Here is an 18,481-nt window from a genome sequence, read left to right on the forward strand (position 1 = left end):
CTCCGGTCTCAGAGCACTCCTGGAGCACCTCCCTGTGTCCTGGTGGGAGGCCGACGAGCAGTGGCACCTCCTGGAGAGGGGCGGCGGCGCATTCGGCGACCTCGCCACCGCGCAGCGCTTCCTCGACCGCCTTCGCCAGCAGATGTCGTCGCCGGGGCACTCCGCCGAAGACGGGCACTGCCTCGTCCAGTTCGACGGCCGGACCTTCGAGGTGCGGCTCCCCCCGAACGGCAGCCGCGACCCCGGACGTACCTGCGGACTCGCCGTGGAGGCACCGGCGCAGCCCGCGAACGGACGCCGCTACGCCGCCTTCGCGGACGTCGCCGACTTCGCCCCCGCCGCGGCCTTCATCCGCGACAGCGACGGACGCTACCTGTGGGCCAACCACGCCTACGCCCACCTCTACGGCACGACGCCGGAACGGATCGCCGGCAGCCGCATCGAAGACCACGACTCCCCCTCCGACGCCGCGCAGTTCCGCGCCCTCGACCAGGAGATCCTCAGCCGGGGCAAGCCGGTCCGCCACACCCTGACCTACCACCGGTCCGACGGCAGCACCGGGCAGGCGGCCGGGCACCGCTTCCCCGTCCAGGAGAACGACCAGACCTGCGTGGCCGGGATCTACGTCGACATCACCGAACACACCCGCGCCATGAACCAGCGCCGCGAAGCCGAGGAAAGCCTGAGGGCGCTGCGCGACCACAGCGGCCTGCCGTGCGCGCTGCTCTCCGCCGGCGGACGCATCGAACAGGCCGGTACGGCCGCCGCCGAACTCTTCCGGACACGCCTGTCCGACCTCGTCGGCCGCCGCGCGGACACCCTGCTCGCGGCCACACCCGAGGTGCGCCAACTCCGACACACATGGGAGGGGTTGATATCCCGCCGCATCAGACGGGCGGAGACCTCCGCCGTGCTCCTCGACACCCAGGGGAACCAGCGCCGCGCGCGGCTCCATCTGGCCGCCGTGACCGCTTCGGCCGGGCGTGCCCCCCACGTGTGGGCCGTCGTCACCCACCAGAGCCTCGCCCACGAGGGGCACCCGCCACTCACCGCCGCGCAGATCCGCATACTGTCCCTGCTCGCCGAAGGAAGCACCAACGGCGAGATCGCCACCTCGCTGAAGCTCTCCCGGCAGGCCGTCGACTACCACCTCAGCCGGCTCCGCGACCTCCTTCACGCCCCGACCAGACCCGCCCTCGTCGCCCGCGCCTACGTCCTCGGCATCCTCGTCCCCCACGCCTGGCCGCCGCGTCCAGCCGCCGCGGGCCGGCCCGTCGGCTCCGCCTGAGCCGGTGCGGGCCCGCCGACTGCCCCCGGCTCCCGGGGACATCCGGGGAGCCGCGTGAGGGGCCGGGCCACCCCGGACCGCCTCCATGACCTGCGGCGTCCCGCCCTCCTGCGGCATCCCGGACACCGGGTGCCTCAACTGCGCGTCGCCTTCCCGTCGTTGCCGGCCTCAGGAGGCGAACGGACATCCCCGGACCGCGCGGCGGCGACCGCCCCCAGCAGAGACCAGCCGTCGACCTCCGCCACCCGGCCCTCCTGCGGCAGCCACCCGCGTGCCGCCGCCGCGTCGAGCAGGGCCCGGACCGCTCCGGGTTCATGCAGGTTGAGGAAGCCGTCCCGATCGCACCCCACGTCCCCGGAGCCCAGGGGAAACCCGCCCGGGACGTGCCGTCCGGGTCCCCCGGCGAAGACGATGCGCAACGGACCGCCGGTGCCGGCGGGCTGCGGGTAGAGCGTGAGGGTCTGGCGGCAGTCCACTCGCCGGCCGTCGTCCAGTACGCGGTGGCTGTGGCGGAGCGTCCACAGGTATGCCCGTCCGCCGACGGTCAGCCGGCGGGGTCTCTTCGGGTCGCGGGGCACGGAACCGGCCTCACATCGACCGCTGCCGCGGCCATCCGCGGCCTGCGGTGCCCCTCCGCACAGGTCTCCCGAGGAACCGCACGGCGGCCAGGAGCAGGTGCGGCTGCCTCCGCGGTACGGGCAACCGGTCGATGAATGCGATCAGTTCTCGAGCTTCCCTGGCGTCAGAAGCTCTGTACCGCTCCACAGTGTCCACGGTCCCGCCCCTTCGTCTGCACCGATCCTCGCAGGGACGGGGTCACCGAAGAAGCAGCGAACCCTGTGCCGCCCCGCATCTCACACACCGCTTGTAGGTTCTCAATCCCGGCTTCCTTCACCGACGCTGTGAGCTGGGCATTCCTCCGCTGTCTCACGCCGTGTCCGGCGGACTCAGTCTCACGAGCCGTGTCGTTTCCTCAGCGAGCGAGGTTGGACCGCTCCATGGACAGCGCGGGAGACTCCCTCGCATGGTGCGTGTGCGTGTTCTCACGACTGATGACTGGCCGTTGTGGCGGGACGTTCGTCTCGCTGCGCTGGCGGAGGCCCCGCGCTCCTTCAAGTCCCGGATCGAGGACTGGCACTGGGGTGGGGAGGAGCGGTGGCGTGCGCGGTTGGCCATGCTCGGGGCTCACAACATCGTCGCGTTTCTGCGCGGGCAGGCGGTGGGAATGGCCAGTGGACTGCCCGTGGACAGCGACGCCTGCGAGCTGAGATCGGTATGGGTCAGCCCCGAGGCCCGGGGCAGCGGCGTCGGAGACCTCCTGGTTGCGGTGGTCGAGGCGTGGGCCCGACGTTCGGGCGCCACCACGTTGAGACTGGCGGTGATTCCGGGCAACGAGCCTGCGATGACGCTGTATCAACGCCACGGTTTCGACTTCTCCGGAGAGCTCGGGGACCTCTTGTCCGACGACGGGGTCAGAGAACGGATGATGGTGAAGATCCTTCGCTGACAGGCGGAGTTCGCTCGGTGGCTGGAGGCGTCGTGGCCCGGACAGCGGCGGCGACTTCCGCGCCGAACGGTGTGGGCCGCATGCTGCCTCCCCGCTCAGCACATTCGATCAAGGACGGGCCCAGATCCTTTTCAAGCCGGTTGATCTGGGCCACCAGTGATTCTGGATCGAGGCCGAGGCCCCGGGCGGCATCGGTCCTGAGAACCGCAGCCGCTCCGCTACGTCTGCGCCATGTCCACGAAGCGCGAGTAGTGGCCCTGGAAGGCGACGGTGATCGTGGCCGTCGGGCCGTTCCTGTGCTTGGCCACGATCAGGTCGGCCTCGCCCGCGCGGGGGGACTCCTTCTCGTACGCGTCCTCACGGTGCAGCAGCACGACCATGTCGGCGTCCTGCTCGATGCTGTTGTGCGCGAAGATGCCGTCCGCGATGAAGTTGTGCGTGCCCTTCACCGTGGCGTCGTAGACCGGCTGTTCACCGAGCGGCTCGATCTCCGCCACCCGGTCCCAGGACACGTCGTCGGTGGCGGCACCGTGCAGGGCTTCGGAGTTCAGGTCCGCGGCACACCGGGCCACGCCTTCCCTGGACGCGCCCGCGACGGGCTGCGGGGTGTGGCGCGGAACGGCGATCCGGGACCCGACAGCCAGATCCCCCAGGGGGGTCCATCCGTCGAAGGTGAGGAACGGGTGGTTGCTGGTGGCCTTGACCTCACGGCCCGACGCGAGACGCAGGCGGTAGACCGGTTTCGTGCCGGAGGAGAAGACGTTCGTGACGGGCGCCGGGACCAGGCGACGGCTGTCGTCCAGCGACCACACGAGCACGCCCTCGTACCCGTTTTTCATCAGCTCGGCGAATGTGACGGGCGCTCCTGTGTCCGCGCGGAGCAGAGTCGTGTCCGCGGTCATGCAGCCCGATTCGCGCAGGTCGGACACCATCGGCTTCTTGTCCGTACGCTGCTCGGGCCCTCGGTTGAGCTGGGAGAGCGCGATGACCGGGAGCTCCAGCTCCTTCGCGAGCAGCTTGAGGTTCCGGGACATCTCGGAGACCTCCTGCTGGCGGCTCTCCGGGCGCCGCGAGCTGCCCGTCTGCATCAGCTGGAGGTAGTCGATCACGACGAGCTTCAGATCGTTCCGCTGCTTCAGGCGGCGGCACTTGGCCCGGATCTCCATCATCGACAGGTTGGGCGAATCGTCGATGTAGAGCGGCGCCTCCGTCACGCCCGGCATCTGCCGGGCGAGCCGCGTCCAGTCCTCGTCCGTCATCGACCCCGACCGCATGTGGTGGAGCGCCACCCGGGCCTCGGCCGACAGCAGCCGCATCGCGATCTCGTTGCGCCCCATCTCCAGCGAGAAGATCACGCTGGGCATGTTGTGCCGGATCGAGCAGGCCCGCGCGAAGTCGAGGGCGAGGGTGGAGTTGTGGGTGGGGATCATGGACCGGGTCGCGAGGTAGAGGTGCGCGGGGTTGTCGACCTGCACGCACCGGACCGGGACGGAACCGGTCTCCTCCACGTCCGTGATGTACCGCTGCGTCAGCTCCGGCGTGGCCGGGCGGCGCCTCCGACGGTGCGCCTGCTGCTTGCTGCTCGACCGGAAGACCTCGTCGTCGGTGGTGAGGGTGACGGTGTAGCGGGTCGACGGCTCCACCGGCGCGCCCTCGATCCGCGTCTCCCGCGTTCCGCACCGGTAGCCGAGGCTCAGGGCGAGTTCGCGGAACCCGTCGGCGAGCGCCCGGTTCTCCACCGCGAACTCGACGGACCCGGCCGGGTTCACGGTCCCCACGGTGTCGAGGAGACCGGCGACCAGTGCCCGCCGCTGGGCGGCGGACGCCCGCAGGTACTCGCTCGGGATGTGCTCGCTCCCCAGCGCTCCCGCCTCGCTGACGGGGGCGGGCGGGCTGGCGTGCCTCTCGGCGTCCTCGGAGCAGGGGAGTTCGTCCGAGGGGGCGAGATGGTAGGCCGCCGCCGCGTCGCCGGTTCCGCCTGCGAGCCGGACGCCCAGCGTGTAGGGCGGTACGGGCAGGTCACGTTCCGTCAGTTCGAGCGGTGCGGCGTTGCGTACGGAGTGGTTCACGCTCTCGTCGGAGGTGGTGCGGACTGTCGCCGCGATCTCCTTCGTCGTCCTCGCCGCGGCCTGCTGTACCGATCCGTGGGAGGCGCGGGTCTCGGTGAGCCACAGGTGGTCGGCGTCCGCGACGACGGTCGTGCCGTCGTCGAACGTCATCCGGTAGCACGGCCGGTCATGCATGACGTCGGTGGCGGCGATCACACGGGTGGGCTTCCCGTCCGCGCCGAGGAGCAGCTCCCCGACCTGCACTTCCCCCATGGTCGTCCACCCGTCGGGGGTGGGAAGCGGCGTGTCGAGCGCGAGTGCCTTTCCCATGGCGGGACGGGCCGCGATGACGATCATCTGGCCCGGGTGCAGGCCGTTCGTCAGGGAGTCCAGATCCGTGAAGCCCGTCGGCACCCCCGTCATCTGGCCGCTGCGGGAGCCGATCGCCTCGATCTCGTCGAGCGCGCCCTCCATGATGTCGCCCAGCGGGAGGTAGTCCTCGGAGGTACGGGCCTCCGTGACCTGGTAGATCTCCGACTGCGCGGAGTTGACGATGTCGTCGACGTCGCCGTCGGCCGCGTATCCCATCTGCGTGATGCGGGTGCCGGCTTCGACGAGGCGGCGCAGGATCGCGCGCTCGTGCACGATCTCCGCGTAGTACTCGGCGTTGGCCGCCGTCGGCACCGTCTGCACCAGCGAGTGGACGTACCCGGGCCCGCCGACGCGGCCGATCTCGCCGCGGCGCGTGAGTTCGGCGGTGACGGTGATGGGGTCGGCCGGCTCGCCCTTCGCGTACAGGTCGAGGATGGCCTGGTAGACGAGTTCGTGTGCGGGACGGTAGAAGTCGTGGCCCTTGAGCACCTCGACGACGTCGGCGATGGCGTCCTTGGAGAGCAACATGCCGCCGAGGACGGACTGTTCGGCTTCGAGGTCCTGCGGAGGCACGCGCTCGAAGGACGCGGAGACCGGCGCGGCGGCGTCGGCGCCGCGGTCGTGCTGTTCCGCGTGGCCGGCCTCGCGGCCTCCGCCCGAGCCGCCGCTGCGCTGCCGCGCGACGGGGAACCGCTCGCCGGGGCGGGCCTGTTGGCCGCTCAGGGCCTGGGAGTCGGCCGCCCAGACGTCCTCGACGTGCTCGGGTTGCTGGGTCACCCGGGCACCTCCTCCCCGTCCGGCGTTCGTGCATGACCGGACCTCGCCGCAGTGCCTCTCCTTCTTACGGCACAGCTCTGACAATGGCCGCCCGGCTCCGCTTACGGCGCGTCGAGGCCATGGGTGTCGATGAGGGCTGCTGGGGCGGGCGCTGCACTACGTTATGGCCGCCCGGGACGTCAGCCAATCTGGTTATCCACAGGGGGGTGTGGATGATGTGGCGCTTCCTGTGGAGAAGGCCGCCAAAGCTGTGTACGGCTCGGGGGACAGTCTTGTGGAGAAGTGCAGCCGCTCCGGCTCACTCCTGCCTTGACCTGCTGTGATGGCGTCCACCGCCTGTGTGCGCGAAAAAATCCGCCCTCCGGCGCGAGATCGTTACACGGGGCGGCGTACAGGTGCCCGCCCCTTACTCCCACCGCACAGAAGTAATAGACGGCCGCCACTTGCAACCATTACCTGTGGATGCTTGGATCGAACCCATGCCCGACAGCTCCGCCTCCCGTTCCACGTCCGGCCCGCCCTCCGGCCCCGGGCCCGGCCCGAACCACCCCGAGGTGCGGCAGGGCACCGCCGCCGGCCGGCGCGCGGCCATGCGCCGTCACGACCGCGAGATCGTCTCGCTCGCGCTCCCCGCGTTCGGCGCGCTCGTCGCGGAGCCCCTCTTCGTCATGGTGGACAGCGCCATCGTCGGGCACCTGGGCACGCCCCAACTCGCCGGGCTCGGAGTCGCCGCGGCGCTGCTCCAGACCGGCGTGAACGTGTTCGTCTTCCTCGCCTACGCGACCACCGCCGCTGTCGCACGCCGCGTCGGCGCGGACGACCTTCCCGCCGCGATCCGCCAGGGGATGGACGGCATCTGGCTGGCGCTGCTGCTGGGCGCGGCGGTCGTCGTGGCGGTCCTGCCGGGCGCGCCCGCGCTGGTCGACCTGTTCGGGGCCTCGTCCACAGCGGCGCCGCACGCAGTGACCTACCTGCGCGTCAGCTCGCTCGGCATTCCCGCCATGCTCGTCGTGCTCGCGGCCACCGGAGTGCTGCGCGGACTGCAGGACACCAGGACGCCGCTGTACGTGGCGGTCGGGGGCTTCTCCGCGAACGCCGTCCTCAACTTCCTCTTCGTCTACGGGTTCGGGCTGGGCATCGCCGGATCGGCGTGGGGGACCGTGCTGGCGCAGTGGGCGATGGCCGCGGTGTACCTGTTCGTCGTGGTGCGGGGCGCGCGCCGGCACGGGGCGTCGCTGCGGCCGGACGCGGCGGGCATCCGGCAGTGCGCACAGGCGGGGGCACCGCTGCTGATCCGCACCCTGTCGCTGCGGGCCGTGCTGATGATCGCCACAGCAGTGGCGGCACGGCTCGGTGACGCGGACATCGCGGCCCATCAGATCGCGTTGACGCTCTGGTCGTTGCTCGCCTTCGCGCTGGACGCGATCGCCATCGCGGGGCAGGCCATCATCGGCCGCTACCTGGGGGCGGGGGACGAGGAGGGCGCGCGGGCGGCGTGCAGGCGGATGGTGCAGTGGGGCGTCGTCGCGGGGGTCGTGCTGGGGCTGCTCGTGGCGGCGTCACGTCCTGTGTTCATGCCGCTATTCACCTCGGACGGCACGGTGATCGACGCGCTGACGCCCGCGCTGCTCGTGGTGGCGGTGACCCAGCCGGTGGCCGGAGTGGTCTTCGTACTGGACGGGGTCCTGATGGGCGCGGGAGACGGGCCGTACCTGGCCGGGGCGATGCTGGTGACGCTCGCCGCCTTCGCTCCCGTGGCGTTGCTGCTGCCCCGCTGGGGCGGCGGTCTGACCGAACTGTGGTGGACGGTCGCCGGGTTGATGATGAGCGTCAGGCTCGTGACGCTGTGGCTGCGGGCCAGGTCGGGACGGTGGGTGGTGACGGGCGCCGTGCGGACCTGACAGAGCGGCGTCCGGACCTGAAGGGACGGGGCGCGCGGGCGGAGGACCGGCCGAGGCGTCGGCCTGCGCCGGGGAAGCGCCGCCGTGGAAGCGCCGCCGGTCCCGCTTCACGGCAGGCAGAAGGGCCGCACCCCGCGGAACGGGATGCGGCCCTGTGCTGTGCTGCTGATCAGGCCGCGACGACCTCGACGTCGACCTTCGCCAGCACCTCGGCGTGCAGGCGCACCGAGATCTGGTGGGCGCCGAGCGTCTTGATGGGCGAGCCCACCTCGATGCGGCGCTTGTCGATCTCGGGACCGCCCGCTTCCTTCACGGCGGCGGCGATGTCGGCCGGGGTGACGGAGCCGAACAGACGGCCCTGGTCGCCGGCGCGCACCTTCAGGCGCACGTTGACGCCCTCGAGCCGTGCCTTGACCTCGTTGGCCTGCTCGATCGTCGCGATCTCGTGGATCTTGCGAGCGCGGCGGATCTGCTCGACGTCCTTCTCACGGCCCTTGGTCCAGCGGATGGCGACACCGCGCGGGACCAGGTAGTTGCGGGCGTACCCGTCGCGGACCTCCACGACGTCGCCCGCGGCACCGAGACCGGAGACCTCGTTGGTAAGGATGATCTTCATCTGTCGGTCACCCTTCCCTTATCGAGCGGTCGAGGTGTAGGGCAGCAGCGCCATCTCACGGCTGTTCTTCACGGCCGTCGCGACGTCACGCTGGTGCTGGGTGCAGTTGCCGGTGACCCGGCGGGCACGGATCTTGCCGCGGTCGGAAATGAACTTCCGCAGCAGGTTCGTGTCCTTGTAGTCCACGTAGGAGATCTTCTCCTTGCAGAACACGCAAACCTTCTTCTTCGGCTTGCGAGCAGGCGGCTTCGCCATGTCTCTCTCCGTTGAGTTTCAAGAAGTGTGTGACTGTCGGGCCCGCCTCCGGCCGTACGCTCGCGCGTGACGGTCAGAAGGGGGGCTCGTCCGAGTAGCCGCCGCCGGAGCCGCCGCCCCAGCTTCCGCCGGAGCCGCCCTGACCGCCGCCGGCCGGAGCACCGGTCGCCCACGGATCGCCCGCGGGTGCCCCTCCGCCCTGCTGGCCGCCCTGGCCTCCGCCCCAGCCGCCGCCACCCTGGCCGCCGCCACCGCCGAAACCGCCGCCCTGAGCACCCCGGCCGCTGGTCTTGGTGACCTTGGCCGTGGCGTTGCGGAGGCTGGCGCCGACCTCGTCGACGTCCAGTTCGTAGACCGTGCGCTTGATGCCCTCGCGGTCCTCGTACGAGCGCTGCTTGAGGCGGCCCTGCACGATGACGCGCGTCCCCTTGGTGAGGGACTCGGCGACGTTCTCCGCCGCCTGCCGCCAGACCGAGCACGTCAGGAACAGGCTCTCGCCGTCCTTCCACTCGTTGGTCTGCCGGTCGAAGGTGCGGGGAGTGGACGCGACACGGAACTTCGCGACCGCCGCACCCGAGGGGGTGAAGCGCAGCTCGGGGTCGTCGACCAGATTGCCGACGACCGTGATGACGGTCTCGCCTGCCATGGTGAACCTCTCGGCGGGTACTGCTGGCTGCTTGGGGCTTCGGTGGCTTCAGTGGCTCGTTGGCGTACTGCTGCTACTCGGTTGTCCGGCCCGTTCGCCTCGGTGAGCTGGTGCTCAGTGGGCGGCGGGGCGGAGGACCTTGGTCCGCAGAACCGACTCGTTCAGATTCATCTGACGGTCGAGCTCCTTGACGGTTGCAGGCTCGGCCTGCAGGTCGATGACCGAGTAGATGCCCTCAGGCTTCTTGTTGATCTCGTAGGAGAGCCGGCGACGGCCCCAGGTGTCGACCTTCTCGACCTTGCCCTGGCCCTCGCGGACGACGGACAGGAAGTTCTCGATCAGCGGCGAGATCGCGCGCTCCTCGAGATCGGGGTCGAGGATCACCATCACCTCGTAGTGACGCATGTGGAACCCACCTCCTCTGGACTCGCGGCCACGGTCGTTCCGTGGCAGGAGGGTCGTGATGCGTTCTGCACGGACACCCGCAGGCGTGTGTGCAGACCGTTCAGCCTACCCGGCTTCGGCCTTCCGGTTGAAATCCGGGGGCAAGTCGCCGCAATCTGGACGCAACGGTGTGAGCGGCGTCACCCGGACTCCGCCCGAGGCCGCCCTCTGCAGGAGGTGCCGCATGGCGCAGGCAGTACGGCATAACCCGATCTCGATGCTCCGCGCCGACCGCAGGGCCCATCCCCTCGAGAACACCTTCGCGGCGGCGACGCTGCTGCTCGGTGTCGTCGCGTTCCTGACAGCGATGTGGTCGGGCCTGCACGTGCTCAGCTCGTGGACGGGGCTGGTAGGCGTCCTGACCGGTGCGTTCGGGCAGTTCATCTCGGCGTCGACGGGTGAGCGGTTCGCGTTGATCATCGGGATGGTCGGGGCCGCCTTCGGCTTCTACCTCGGCATGGCACACGGAGGGCTGCTGCCGTAGGGCCACTCGGCAGGGGCCCGTGCACCGCGGGCCGAGAGCGGCGCCCGCCGTGGGCCCCGAGGGAGGCGGCTGTCGGCCGCTGTCAGCCGAACGTGTGACAGCGACCGGGCACGGTGCCGCCTCGCCCCGTCACGGTGCGCGGGCGTCCACACGGGGGCCGGGCGCCCGCTCCGGCCCCGTACCAGCGAGGAGAGGAGCTGCCCCATGGCACAGAACCAGGTTCCCGACATCGATCCGAGTGCCGCCCCCAGCGGCCCGGGCTGCGTGGAGTGCTCCGCGGGCGACGGTCCGGGCTGGTGGTTCCACCTGCGGCGCTGTGCCGCGTGCGGCCACGTCGGATGCTGCGACTCGTCCCCCGGGCAGCACGCCACCAGGCACGCGCTCGACGCGGGGCACCCGTACCTGACCAGCTTCGAGCCGGGGGAGGACTGGTACTGGAACGCGGAGACGGAGCAGGTCCTCGAAGGTCCTGCCCTGGCTCCGCCCACCTCGCACCCGGTCTCCCAGCCGACCCCCGGCCCGGCGGGCAAGGTGCCCTCCGACTGGCAGCGGCAGCTGCACTGACCGTGGCGGGCCGCTCAGGGGGCCGGCCCGGACCGTGCGGCCCGGACCGGCCCCCTGAGACCTCGGATCCATGAGACTTCGGCCCCCGCAGACTTCGCGTCCGTGAGCCGGGTCCGGGCCGTGCCCGTCGGACGGGTACGGCCCGGACCCGACCGTCCTGCCTCAGCCGTACCGGCTGAGCAGCTGCCGGTCCGTCACGCCGTGCGGGCTCGCGAAGTAGTCGACGTCCCAGTCGGCGCGTACGGCCGCCGCCCGGTACGCGCTGCCGTAGAAGTCCAGCACCGCGGAACGGGGATCGGCCTCGGCGCGTGCGTCGTCGTACATGAGCAGCGCGAGGTGCCCGCCGTTCTGGGCTGCCCAGCGTGCCTGACGCGGGCTGAGCCGCTCCTGCTCCAGGCCCGGGGGTTCGGGGGCGGCATAGGCGTAGAACGCGGGTTCGGGGAGCTTGTCGTCTCCGAACCAGAAGCCGAAGCTCGTCACCTCCTCCGAGTACGCCTCCCGCGTCACGGGGTCGGTCTGCGGCGACTGCTCGACGTGGCGCCCCGAGAAGCGGGTGTGCGCGATGTCGAACGTGTGCCAGAAGTGGTGCACCGCGCTGCTCTTGCCGGAGAAGCCGGCGGCGAACTCCTCCAGCACGAGCGCAACCTGGCTGAGGACCTGCCAGTAGCGGTTCGCGTGCTCGGGGTCGTACGTGGCGTGCTCGGTGTCGCGTGAGAAGGGGCGGGAGGAGTCCGGCAGGTCGAAGGGCTCGGGGTGGGGGATCTCCGCGTGGACGCCGAGGTCCGCGAGCGTCGCCAGGGTGTGCTCCCGGAAGGAGGCGACGGACTGTCCGAGGAGCGGGAAGGACACGGCGGTTCCGTCGAGCGCCGCCACGACGAGCTGGTGGTCGACGAAGTCGAAGTCGATGGTGAAGACGGGGTTGCCGTCGGACTGCCCCATCGGGCGGGTGGTGATGCCGCGTCCCGTCAGGTGGAACGGCACGTGCCACCAGTGGTTTCGCCGGGGGCTGGAGGTGAGCCGGATCTTGCCGATCAGCTGCTCGAAGCGGTGCAGGGTCTCCTTGGTGTCCCGCCATTCGGCGAGCGGCAGGGGCGGGAAGAGCTCCATGGCGTCCGTCCCCCTTCCTCTCCTGTACTGCGGTGGAGTTCGCTGGAGTGCGGCGTGTGCTCCCCGCCGGCGCCGGCCGGCGACCCGGAGTGCGCACCGGCGGGAGATGTGCAGCGGCGCGTCGCGGTGGCGCTCTGCGCCGCCTTGCAGCGCCGACGCGCTGTGGGACGGGCGCTCCGCGGGACGGTCCGGAGGAGCCCGGAGGCTCGTGAGGCCGCCCGGGGAGCAGCCGTGCTGCGCTTTCCATGATGACGACGCCCGCGGGGTTCGGCATGTGCGGGCGGTGCCGTCCTGCCACGGCGCGACGGCTGCGGCGCGCTCCCGGGCGCCCCCGCCCGTCCCGCCGCAGGATGGAGCCATGGACGCTGCCCGCGCAGGTGAGGTTCCCATGGCCGGCGCCACGGGGCGCTGGGTGCTGTTCGCCACCGTGCTCGGCTCCAGCATGGTGCTGCTCGACGGCACCGTGGTGAACGTGGCGCTGCCCCGGATCGGGGAGGACCTGGACGCCAGTCTCGCCGGGCTCCAGTGGGCGGTGAACGCCTATCTCCTCACGCTCGCGGGACTGATCCTGCTGGGCGGTTCCCTCGGCGACAGGTACGGGCGCCGCCGGGTCTTCGTGGTGGGGGTGCTGTGGTTCGCGGTCTCCTCCGCGCTGTGCGGCTTCGCGGTGAACGCGGAGATGCTCATCGGGGCGCGTGCGCTGCAGGGGGTCGGGGGTGCGCTGCTGTCGCCGGGCTCGCTCGCGATCATCCAGGCCGTCTTCCGGCCCGCCGACCGCGCTCCCGCCGTGGGGACGTGGGCGGGACTGGGCGGCGTCGCCGGAGCCGTGGGCCCGCTGCTCGGCGGGTGGCTGGTCGGCGGACCGGGCTGGCGCTGGGTCTTCCTCATCAACGTGCCGCCGGCGGTGCTGACGGTGCTGATCGCCGCACGCCACGTCCCGGAGACACGGGACGAGACGGCGAGCGGGCGGTTCGACGTCCCGGGCGCGGTGCTCGCCGCGCTGAGCCTGGGCTCGCTGACCTACGCCCTCACGGCCGCCTCGACCCGGCCCGCGACCTCGGTCGCCACGGGTGCCGCCGCCGTCGTCCTCGGCGCCGCGTTCATCAGGACGGAACGCCGTTCGCCCCGTCCGATGATGCCGCTGTCGCTCTTCTCGTCGCGGCTGTTCTCGACGACGAACACCGTCACGGTCCTCATCTACGGGGCCCTGGCGGCGGTCCAGTTCTTCCTCGTGCTGCAACTGCAGACCACCGCCGGTTTCTCGCCCCTGCTGGCAGGTCTCGCGCTGCTGCCCCTCACGCTGCTGATGCTGGCCTTCTCCAGCCGGGCCGCCCGGCTGGGCAGCCGGATCGGGCCGCACATCCCGCTGACCGCGGGCCCCGTGATCGCCGCCGCGGGCGTGCTGCTGATGCTGCGCATCGGGCCGGACGCCTCGTACTTCGCCGACGTGCTGCCCGCGGGCATCGCCCTCGGCGCCGGCATGACGCTGCTGGTCGCGCCGCTGACGGCGACCGTGCTGGACTCCGTCCCCGTCGCCCGGGCGGGCACGGCGAGCGGCGTCAACAACGCGGCCGCCCGTACCGGCGGGCTCGTCTCCGTCGCGGCGATCCCCGCGATCGTGGGCCTCTCCGGCGACGAGTACCGGTCGCCCGCCGACGTCGACGCCGCCTTCCAGGGCGCGATGATCAGCTGCGCGGGGCTCCTGCTGGTCGCGGCTGTGGTGGCGCTGATGGCGGTACGGGCCGCGGCGCCGGCGCCCGACTCGGTGGACGCGGTCTGCGCCACGTGCTCGGTGACCGCGCCGCCGCCCACGGCGGAACGGCGCCCCCACGGGACCGGCTGACGCCGCCACGGCCGACGCCGGGGCCGCTCGCGGCACCGCCTCACACAGGCCGCCCGTCGCCGGCCGCACCGTCCCCGCGGCGTCCGTTTCCGGCCCAGGCCGCCCCGCACCGCGAGGCCCCGTACGGTGCCGGGACACCGCGCGCCCGCTCCGCTTCCCCAACCTCCGGGGAGCCGCGCGCAGTTCCGGCGCGTGCCCGCCCGCACCACCGGACGCCGGGGCGCAGGCAGTGGTCCCTCGCGGACGCACAGTAGGCTTCGCCGCGAGTTACTTACCTGCGCCGGAGGAGCGTCCCGCATGAGCCTGACCCTGAGGACCATCAGCCGTGAGCAGCATCTCGCGTACATCCGGGACCAGCCTTCGGCGAGCCACTGCCAGGTGCCTGCCTGGGCGGACGTGAAGGGCGAGTGGCGGTCGGAGAACCTGGGATGGTTCGACCGCGACGGCGAACTGGTGGGCGCGGGGCTGGTGCTCTACCGGCAGCTGCCGAAGGTCAAGCGGTACCTCGCCTACCTGCCCGAAGGGCCGGTCATCGACTGGTACTCGCCGCACCTGGAGGAGTGGCTCCGCCCGATGCTGGCGCATCTGAAGCAGCAGGGCGCCTTCTCGGTGAAGATGGGCCCGCCCGTGGTCATCCGGCGGTGGGACGCCCCGGCGATCAAGAAGGGCATCCAGGACCCGGACGTGAAGCGGCTGCGCGACGTCCAGGCCACGCACATCGAGCCGCGGGCCTTCGAGGTCTCGGACCGGCTGCGCCGTATGGGCTGGCAGCAGGGCGAGGACGGCGGCGCCGGGTTCGGCGACGTCCAGCCCCGCTACGTCTTCCAGGTGCCGCTCGAGGGGCGTTCGCTGGAGGAGGTCCACAAGGGCTTCAACCAGCTGTGGCGGCGCAACATCAAGAAGGCCGACAAGGCCGGTGTGCAGGTCGTCCAGGGCGGGCTGCAGGACATGGACGACTGGCAGCGGCTGTACGAGATCACCGCTGAGCGGGACAAGTTCCGGCCGCGCCCGAAGGCGTACTTCGAGCGGATGTGGAAGGTCCTCAACGCCGAGGACCCCAACCGCATGCGGCTGTACTTCGCCGAGCACGAGGGCGAGCGGATCGCGGCGGCCACGATGCTCATCGTCGGCGGCCACGTCTGGTACTCGTACGGCGCCTCCGCCAACCACAAGCGGGAGGTACGGCCGTCCAACGCGATGCAGTGGCGCATGCTGCAGGACGCGTACGCGCTCGGGGCGAGCGTCTACGACCTGCGCGGCATCAGCGACTCACTGGACGAGAACGACCATCTCTTCGGGCTCATCCAGTTCAAGGTGGGCACCGGGGGAGAGGCGGCGGAGTATCTCGGCGAGTGGGACTTCCCGCTCAACAAGCTGCTGCACAAGGCGCTCGACATCTACATGTCGCGGCGCTGACGGGCCCGGCCCACCGCCCGCAGGACTCAACAGACCGAGACGACCCGGAAGAAAGGTTCTCCACCGGCCATGGCGCTCACCCTCTACGTCGACACCGATCGCTGGCGGGCGCATCAGTTGTCCGTCATCCGGCAGTACCCGGGCATCGTGCCCGTCTGCAAGGGAAACGGCTACGGCTTCGGTCACGAGCGGCTGGCCGACGAGGCCACCCGGTTCGGCAGCGACATCCTCGCTGTCGGCACGACCTACGAGGCCGCTCGTATGAAGGACTTCTTCGGCGGGGACCTGCTGGTGCTCACCCCGTTCCGCAAGGACGAGGAGCCTGTGCCGCTGCCGGACCGCGCGATCAGATCGGTCTCCTCCGTGGAGGGCGTCGGGCTGATGCGCGGTGCGCGGGTCGTCATCGAGGTGATGAGCAGCATGAAGCGGCACGGCGTCACCGAGGCGGACCTGCCGAAGCTGCACGCCGCGATCGACGAGGTGCGGCTGGAGGGTTTCGCGATCCATCTGCCGCTGGACCGTACGGACGGGTCCGACGCCGTCGACGAGGTCATCAACTGGATGGACCGCCTGCGGGCGGCGCGGCTGCCGCTGGACACCATGTTCGTCAGCCACCTGGGGCCGGACGAGTTCTCGCGACTTCAGCAGCAGTTCCCGCGTACGAACTTCCGCGCCCGTATCGGGACCCGGCTGTGGCTCGGGGACCCCACGGCCACGGAGTACCGGGGTTCGATCCTGGACGTGTCGAGGGTGACGAAGGCCGACCGGTTCGGCTACCGGCAGCAGCGGGCCCCCGGCGACGGGTGGCTCGTGGTCGTGGCGGGCGGCACGTCGCACGGTGTGGGGCTGGAGTCGCCCAAGGCCATGGCAGGCATGACGTCGCGGGCGAAGGGCGTGGCCCGCGCGGGGCTCGCCACGGTGAACCGGAATTTGTCGCCGTACCTGTGGGGCGGCAAGCAGCGCTGGTTCGCGGAGCCGCCGCACATGCAGGTGTCGATCCTCTTCGTGCCCGCCGACGCGCCGGAGCCCAAGGTGGGCGAGGAACTCACCGCGCAGCTGCGGCACACGACGACGATGGTGGACCGCACGGTCGACCGCTGAGGCGGGCGGGCCCGCGGTCCGCGGCACCACGGCGGACGGCGGACGGCGCGCGGAAGTCACGGGGCCCGCGCCGCGGTGGCTCAGGCCACCGCGGCGGACCCCGCGGCCGGGGCGGTGCTCACGGAGCCCCTGTGTGGCTCCGCGGCTCCCGGTGCCGCGGCCGGCGCGTGTGCGGGATGTGCGGGACGCTCAGCGCTCGACCTTCCCGTCGATGAACGCCTGCACCTGCTCGCGTGCCTCGTCGTCGTAGTACTGCACCGGCGGCGACTTCATGAAGTAGGACGACGCGGAGAGGATCGGCCCGCCGATCCCCCTGTCCTTGGCGATCTTCGCGGCGCGCAGCGCGTCGATGATGACGCCCGCGGAGTTGGGCGAGTCCCAGACCTCCAGCTTGTACTCCAGGTTCAGCGGCACGTCGCCGAACGCGCGTCCCTCCAGCCGCACGTAGGCCCACTTGCGGTCGTCGAGCCAGGCCACGTAGTCGGACGGGCCGATGTGCACGTTGTCGGCGCCCATGTCGCGGTCGCGGATCTGCGAGGTGACGGCCTGCGTCTTGGAGATCTTCTTCGACTCGAGCCGGTCCCGCTCCAGCATGTTCTTGAAGTCCATGTTGCCGCCGACGTTGAGCTGCATCGTGCGGTCGAGGATGACGCCGCGGTCCTCGAACAGCTTCGCCATGACGCGGTGCGTGATGGTCGCGCCCACCTGCGACTTGATGTCGTCGCCGACGATGGGGACGCCCGCCTCGGTGAACTTGTCCGCCCACTCCTTGGTGCCCGCGATGAAGACGGGCAGCGCGTTGACGAACGCGACGCCCGCGTCGACGGCGCACTGCGCGTAGAACTCCACGGCCTCCTGGGAGCCCACGGGCAGGTAGCACACCAGGACGTCGGCCTCGGCGTCCTTCAGGGCGCGTACGACGTCGACGGGCGCCGCGTCGGACTCCTCGATGGTCTCGCGGTAGTACCTGCCGAGCCCGTCGAGGGTGTGACCGCGCTGCACGGACACCCCGGAGGGCGGCACGTCGCAGATCTTCACGGTGTTGTTCTCACTCGCGCCGATGGCGTCGGCCAGGTCGAGGCCGACCTTCTTGCCGTCCACGTCGAAAGCGGCGACGAACTCCACGTCACGCACGTGGTAGTCGCCGAACTGGACGTGCATCAGGCCCGGCACCTTGCTGCCCGGGTCGGCGTCCTTGTAGTACTCGACGCCCTGCACCAGTGAGGCAGCGCAGTTGCCCACGCCGGCGATGGCTACACGAACCGAACCCATTCCGGTTGCTCCCTGTTTGTGATGGATGGACCCCGTAGGTACGGGATCTCAAGCGGTGTCCTCGGACGGATCCGGCGCCGGGACGTCGTCCCGGATCCGGGGCCGGCCGCCCGCGTCTCCTGAAGTGCGCGGCGGGGGCCCGGACTTGGCCTGCCGCCCGGGTGAGGTCCGCTCTTCCCGGCCGCGCCCGCTCCGCTCGCTCTCGATGAGCTCGTTGAGCCAGCGGACTTCACGCTCCACGGATTCGAGCCCGTGGCGCTGCAGTTCGAGGGTGTACTCGTCGAGCCGTTCGCGCGTGCGGGCGAGGGAGGCGCGCATCTTCGCCAGCCGCTCCTCCAGGCGGCTGCGCCGCCCCTCCAGCACGCGCATCCGCACCTCGCGCGAGGTCTGCCCGAAAAAGGCGAAACGGACACCGAAGTGCTCGTCTTCCCACGCGTCCGGTCCGGTCTGTGAAAGAAGTTCCTCGAAGTGTTCTTTCCCTTCGGCCGTCAGCCGGTAGACGATTTTCGCCCGGCGCACGGGCAGTGAGGCAGAGCGGGCGTCGCCCTCGTGCGACTCCTGCGGATGCCTGTGCTCCTCCGTCAACCACCCCCGCTGCACGAGGGTCTTGAGGCAGGGGTAGAGCGACCCGTAGCTGAAGGCGCGGAAGACGCCGAGCGAGGTGTTGAGCCGCTTCCGCAGCTCATAGCCGTGCATCGGCGCTTCGCGGAGGAGACCCAGCACGGCGAACTCGAGGATGCCGGCACGCCTGCTCATGCTCCACCGCCCCCTCCGGCACCGTCCGGCCGATCACTGCCCCCCGGCGCGAGTTGTGTCACGCCGATGTATCGGCTCGATACA

General features: G+C 71.1%; 18 protein-coding genes. 8 read left to right on the top strand and 10 right to left on the bottom strand.

Annotated features, from left to right (window positions below):
* Positions 1-34 precede the first annotated feature (34 nt).
* The gene (locus H181DRAFT_RS08110) at positions 35-1,288 is read left to right on the top strand and encodes a PAS domain-containing protein (RefSeq protein WP_254666760.1); all 1,254 of its coding nucleotides are present in this window, start codon (positions 35-37) and stop codon (positions 1,286-1,288) included.
* A 134-nt stretch (positions 1,289-1,422) separates the two neighbouring features.
* Here the strand turns inward: H181DRAFT_RS08110 and H181DRAFT_RS08115 are convergent, their stop codons facing one another.
* Positions 1,423-1,866, bottom strand: coding sequence for a hypothetical protein (locus H181DRAFT_RS08115; protein WP_045863621.1), 444 nt, complete (start codon positions 1,864-1,866; stop codon positions 1,423-1,425).
* 446 nt (positions 1,867-2,312) lie between these two features.
* On the opposite strand from H181DRAFT_RS08115, the gene H181DRAFT_RS08120 reads away from it, so the two are divergent.
* Positions 2,313-2,795: a GNAT family N-acetyltransferase gene (locus H181DRAFT_RS08120; protein ID WP_045863622.1), complete on the top strand. Its 483-nt coding sequence runs from the start codon at positions 2,313-2,315 to the stop codon at positions 2,793-2,795.
* On the opposite strand, the gene H181DRAFT_RS08125 is transcribed toward H181DRAFT_RS08120, so the two are convergent.
* Together H181DRAFT_RS08125 and dnaB are read right to left on the bottom strand one after the other, a co-directional pair.
* The gene (locus H181DRAFT_RS08125) at positions 2,761-2,949 is read right to left on the bottom strand and encodes a hypothetical protein (protein ID WP_074467771.1); all 189 of its coding nucleotides are present in this window, start codon (positions 2,947-2,949) and stop codon (positions 2,761-2,763) included. The two genes, H181DRAFT_RS08120 and H181DRAFT_RS08125, sit on opposite strands and share 35 nt — an antisense overlap.
* A gap of 64 nt (positions 2,950-3,013) precedes the next feature.
* A complete protein-coding gene (gene dnaB, locus H181DRAFT_RS08130; protein WP_078895593.1) occupies positions 3,014-5,992 on the bottom strand; it encodes a replicative DNA helicase in 2,979 nt (992 codons plus the stop codon).
* A gap of 590 nt (positions 5,993-6,582) precedes the next feature.
* On the opposite strand from dnaB, the gene H181DRAFT_RS08135 reads away from it, so the two are divergent.
* The gene (locus H181DRAFT_RS08135; protein WP_045863931.1) at positions 6,583-7,893 is read left to right on the top strand and encodes an MATE family efflux transporter; all 1,311 of its coding nucleotides are present in this window, start codon (positions 6,583-6,585) and stop codon (positions 7,891-7,893) included.
* Between the two features lie 169 nt (positions 7,894-8,062).
* Here H181DRAFT_RS08135 and rplI read toward each other — a convergent pair whose 3' ends face one another.
* The 4 genes from rplI to rpsF form a co-directional block, all read right to left on the bottom strand.
* On the bottom strand, positions 8,063-8,509 hold the full coding sequence (gene rplI, locus H181DRAFT_RS08140; RefSeq protein WP_045863623.1) for a 50S ribosomal protein L9: 447 nt from the start codon (positions 8,507-8,509) through the stop codon (positions 8,063-8,065).
* Positions 8,510-8,527: 18 nt separating this feature from the next.
* The gene (gene rpsR, locus H181DRAFT_RS08145) at positions 8,528-8,764 is read right to left on the bottom strand and encodes a 30S ribosomal protein S18 (protein WP_003978893.1); all 237 of its coding nucleotides are present in this window, start codon (positions 8,762-8,764) and stop codon (positions 8,528-8,530) included.
* Positions 8,765-8,837: 73 nt separating this feature from the next.
* Positions 8,838-9,410, bottom strand: coding sequence for a single-stranded DNA-binding protein (locus H181DRAFT_RS08150; protein WP_045863624.1), 573 nt, complete (start codon positions 9,408-9,410; stop codon positions 8,838-8,840).
* A gap of 114 nt (positions 9,411-9,524) precedes the next feature.
* A complete protein-coding gene (rpsF, locus tag H181DRAFT_RS08155) occupies positions 9,525-9,815 on the bottom strand; it encodes a 30S ribosomal protein S6 (RefSeq protein WP_045863625.1) in 291 nt (96 codons plus the stop codon).
* A gap of 223 nt (positions 9,816-10,038) precedes the next feature.
* Between rpsF and H181DRAFT_RS08160 the strand changes: the two genes are divergently transcribed.
* Positions 10,039-10,338, top strand: a complete 300-nt coding sequence (locus H181DRAFT_RS08160; protein WP_045863626.1) for a hypothetical protein — start codon at positions 10,039-10,041, stop codon at positions 10,336-10,338.
* Positions 10,339-10,542: 204 nt separating this feature from the next.
* Positions 10,543-10,902: a UBP-type zinc finger domain-containing protein gene (locus tag H181DRAFT_RS08165; RefSeq protein ID WP_045863627.1), complete on the top strand. Its 360-nt coding sequence runs from the start codon at positions 10,543-10,545 to the stop codon at positions 10,900-10,902.
* 162 nt (positions 10,903-11,064) lie between these two features.
* Here the strand turns inward: H181DRAFT_RS08165 and H181DRAFT_RS08170 are convergent, their stop codons facing one another.
* Complete coding sequence (locus tag H181DRAFT_RS08170; RefSeq protein ID WP_045863628.1) at positions 11,065-12,009, bottom strand: DUF5996 family protein; 945 nt, start codon at positions 12,007-12,009, stop codon at positions 11,065-11,067.
* 358 nt (positions 12,010-12,367) lie between these two features.
* Between H181DRAFT_RS08170 and H181DRAFT_RS08175 the strand changes: the two genes are divergently transcribed.
* The 3 genes from H181DRAFT_RS08175 (at position 12,368) to H181DRAFT_RS08185 (ending at position 16,369) form a co-directional block, all read left to right on the top strand.
* Positions 12,368-13,852 (top strand): MFS transporter, encoded by a 1,485-nt coding sequence (locus H181DRAFT_RS08175; RefSeq protein WP_045863629.1) that lies wholly within the window; start codon positions 12,368-12,370, stop codon positions 13,850-13,852.
* A 297-nt stretch (positions 13,853-14,149) separates the two neighbouring features.
* A complete protein-coding gene (locus H181DRAFT_RS08180) occupies positions 14,150-15,268 on the top strand; it encodes a lipid II:glycine glycyltransferase FemX (protein WP_045863630.1) in 1,119 nt (372 codons plus the stop codon).
* Positions 15,269-15,337: 69 nt separating this feature from the next.
* On the top strand, positions 15,338-16,369 hold the full coding sequence (locus tag H181DRAFT_RS08185) for an alanine racemase (protein WP_045863631.1): 1,032 nt from the start codon (positions 15,338-15,340) through the stop codon (positions 16,367-16,369).
* A gap of 189 nt (positions 16,370-16,558) precedes the next feature.
* On the opposite strand, the gene H181DRAFT_RS08190 is transcribed toward H181DRAFT_RS08185, so the two are convergent.
* Positions 16,559-17,641 carry an inositol-3-phosphate synthase gene (locus H181DRAFT_RS08190; RefSeq protein WP_045863632.1) on the bottom strand — a complete coding sequence of 361 codons (1,083 nt, stop codon included), beginning with the start codon at positions 17,639-17,641 and terminating at the stop codon, positions 16,559-16,561.
* Positions 17,642-17,689: 48 nt separating this feature from the next.
* Positions 17,690-18,397, bottom strand: coding sequence for a PadR family transcriptional regulator (locus H181DRAFT_RS08195; RefSeq protein WP_045863633.1), 708 nt, complete (start codon positions 18,395-18,397; stop codon positions 17,690-17,692).
* Between the last annotated feature and the right edge of the window lie 84 nt (positions 18,398-18,481).

This window comes from Streptomyces sp. WMMB 714, assembly GCF_900090125.1.
In the GTDB taxonomy this organism is placed as follows: domain Bacteria; phylum Actinomycetota; class Actinomycetes; order Streptomycetales; family Streptomycetaceae; genus Streptomyces; species Streptomyces daqingensis.

What these genes read in the sequence shown, in the direction of transcription:
- H181DRAFT_RS08120 (WP_045863622.1), top strand. Translation starts at nt 2,313, where the DNA reads ATGGTGCGTGTGCGTGTTCTCACGACTGATGACTGGCCGTTGTGGCGG.
- H181DRAFT_RS08135 (WP_045863931.1), top strand. Translation starts at nt 6,583, where the DNA reads ATGCGCCGTCACGACCGCGAGATCGTCTCGCTCGCGCTCCCCGCGTTC.
- rplI (WP_045863623.1), bottom strand. Translation starts at nt 8,509, where the DNA reads ATGAAGATCATCCTTACCAACGAGGTCTCCGGTCTCGGTGCCGCGGGC.
- rpsR (WP_003978893.1), bottom strand. Translation starts at nt 8,764, where the DNA reads ATGGCGAAGCCGCCTGCTCGCAAGCCGAAGAAGAAGGTTTGCGTGTTC.
- H181DRAFT_RS08150 (WP_045863624.1), bottom strand. Translation starts at nt 9,410, where the DNA reads ATGGCAGGCGAGACCGTCATCACGGTCGTCGGCAATCTGGTCGACGAC.
- rpsF (WP_045863625.1), bottom strand. Translation starts at nt 9,815, where the DNA reads ATGCGTCACTACGAGGTGATGGTGATCCTCGACCCCGATCTCGAGGAG.
- H181DRAFT_RS08160 (WP_045863626.1), top strand. Translation starts at nt 10,039, where the DNA reads ATGGCGCAGGCAGTACGGCATAACCCGATCTCGATGCTCCGCGCCGAC.
- H181DRAFT_RS08165 (WP_045863627.1), top strand. Translation starts at nt 10,543, where the DNA reads ATGGCACAGAACCAGGTTCCCGACATCGATCCGAGTGCCGCCCCCAGC.
- H181DRAFT_RS08170 (WP_045863628.1), bottom strand. Translation starts at nt 12,009, where the DNA reads ATGGAGCTCTTCCCGCCCCTGCCGCTCGCCGAATGGCGGGACACCAAG.
- H181DRAFT_RS08175 (WP_045863629.1), top strand. Translation starts at nt 12,368, where the DNA reads ATGGACGCTGCCCGCGCAGGTGAGGTTCCCATGGCCGGCGCCACGGGG.
- H181DRAFT_RS08180 (WP_045863630.1), top strand. Translation starts at nt 14,150, where the DNA reads ATGAGCCTGACCCTGAGGACCATCAGCCGTGAGCAGCATCTCGCGTAC.
- H181DRAFT_RS08185 (WP_045863631.1), top strand. Translation starts at nt 15,338, where the DNA reads ATGGCGCTCACCCTCTACGTCGACACCGATCGCTGGCGGGCGCATCAG.
- H181DRAFT_RS08190 (WP_045863632.1), bottom strand. Translation starts at nt 17,641, where the DNA reads ATGGGTTCGGTTCGTGTAGCCATCGCCGGCGTGGGCAACTGCGCTGCC.
- H181DRAFT_RS08195 (WP_045863633.1), bottom strand. Translation starts at nt 18,397, where the DNA reads ATGAGCAGGCGTGCCGGCATCCTCGAGTTCGCCGTGCTGGGTCTCCTC.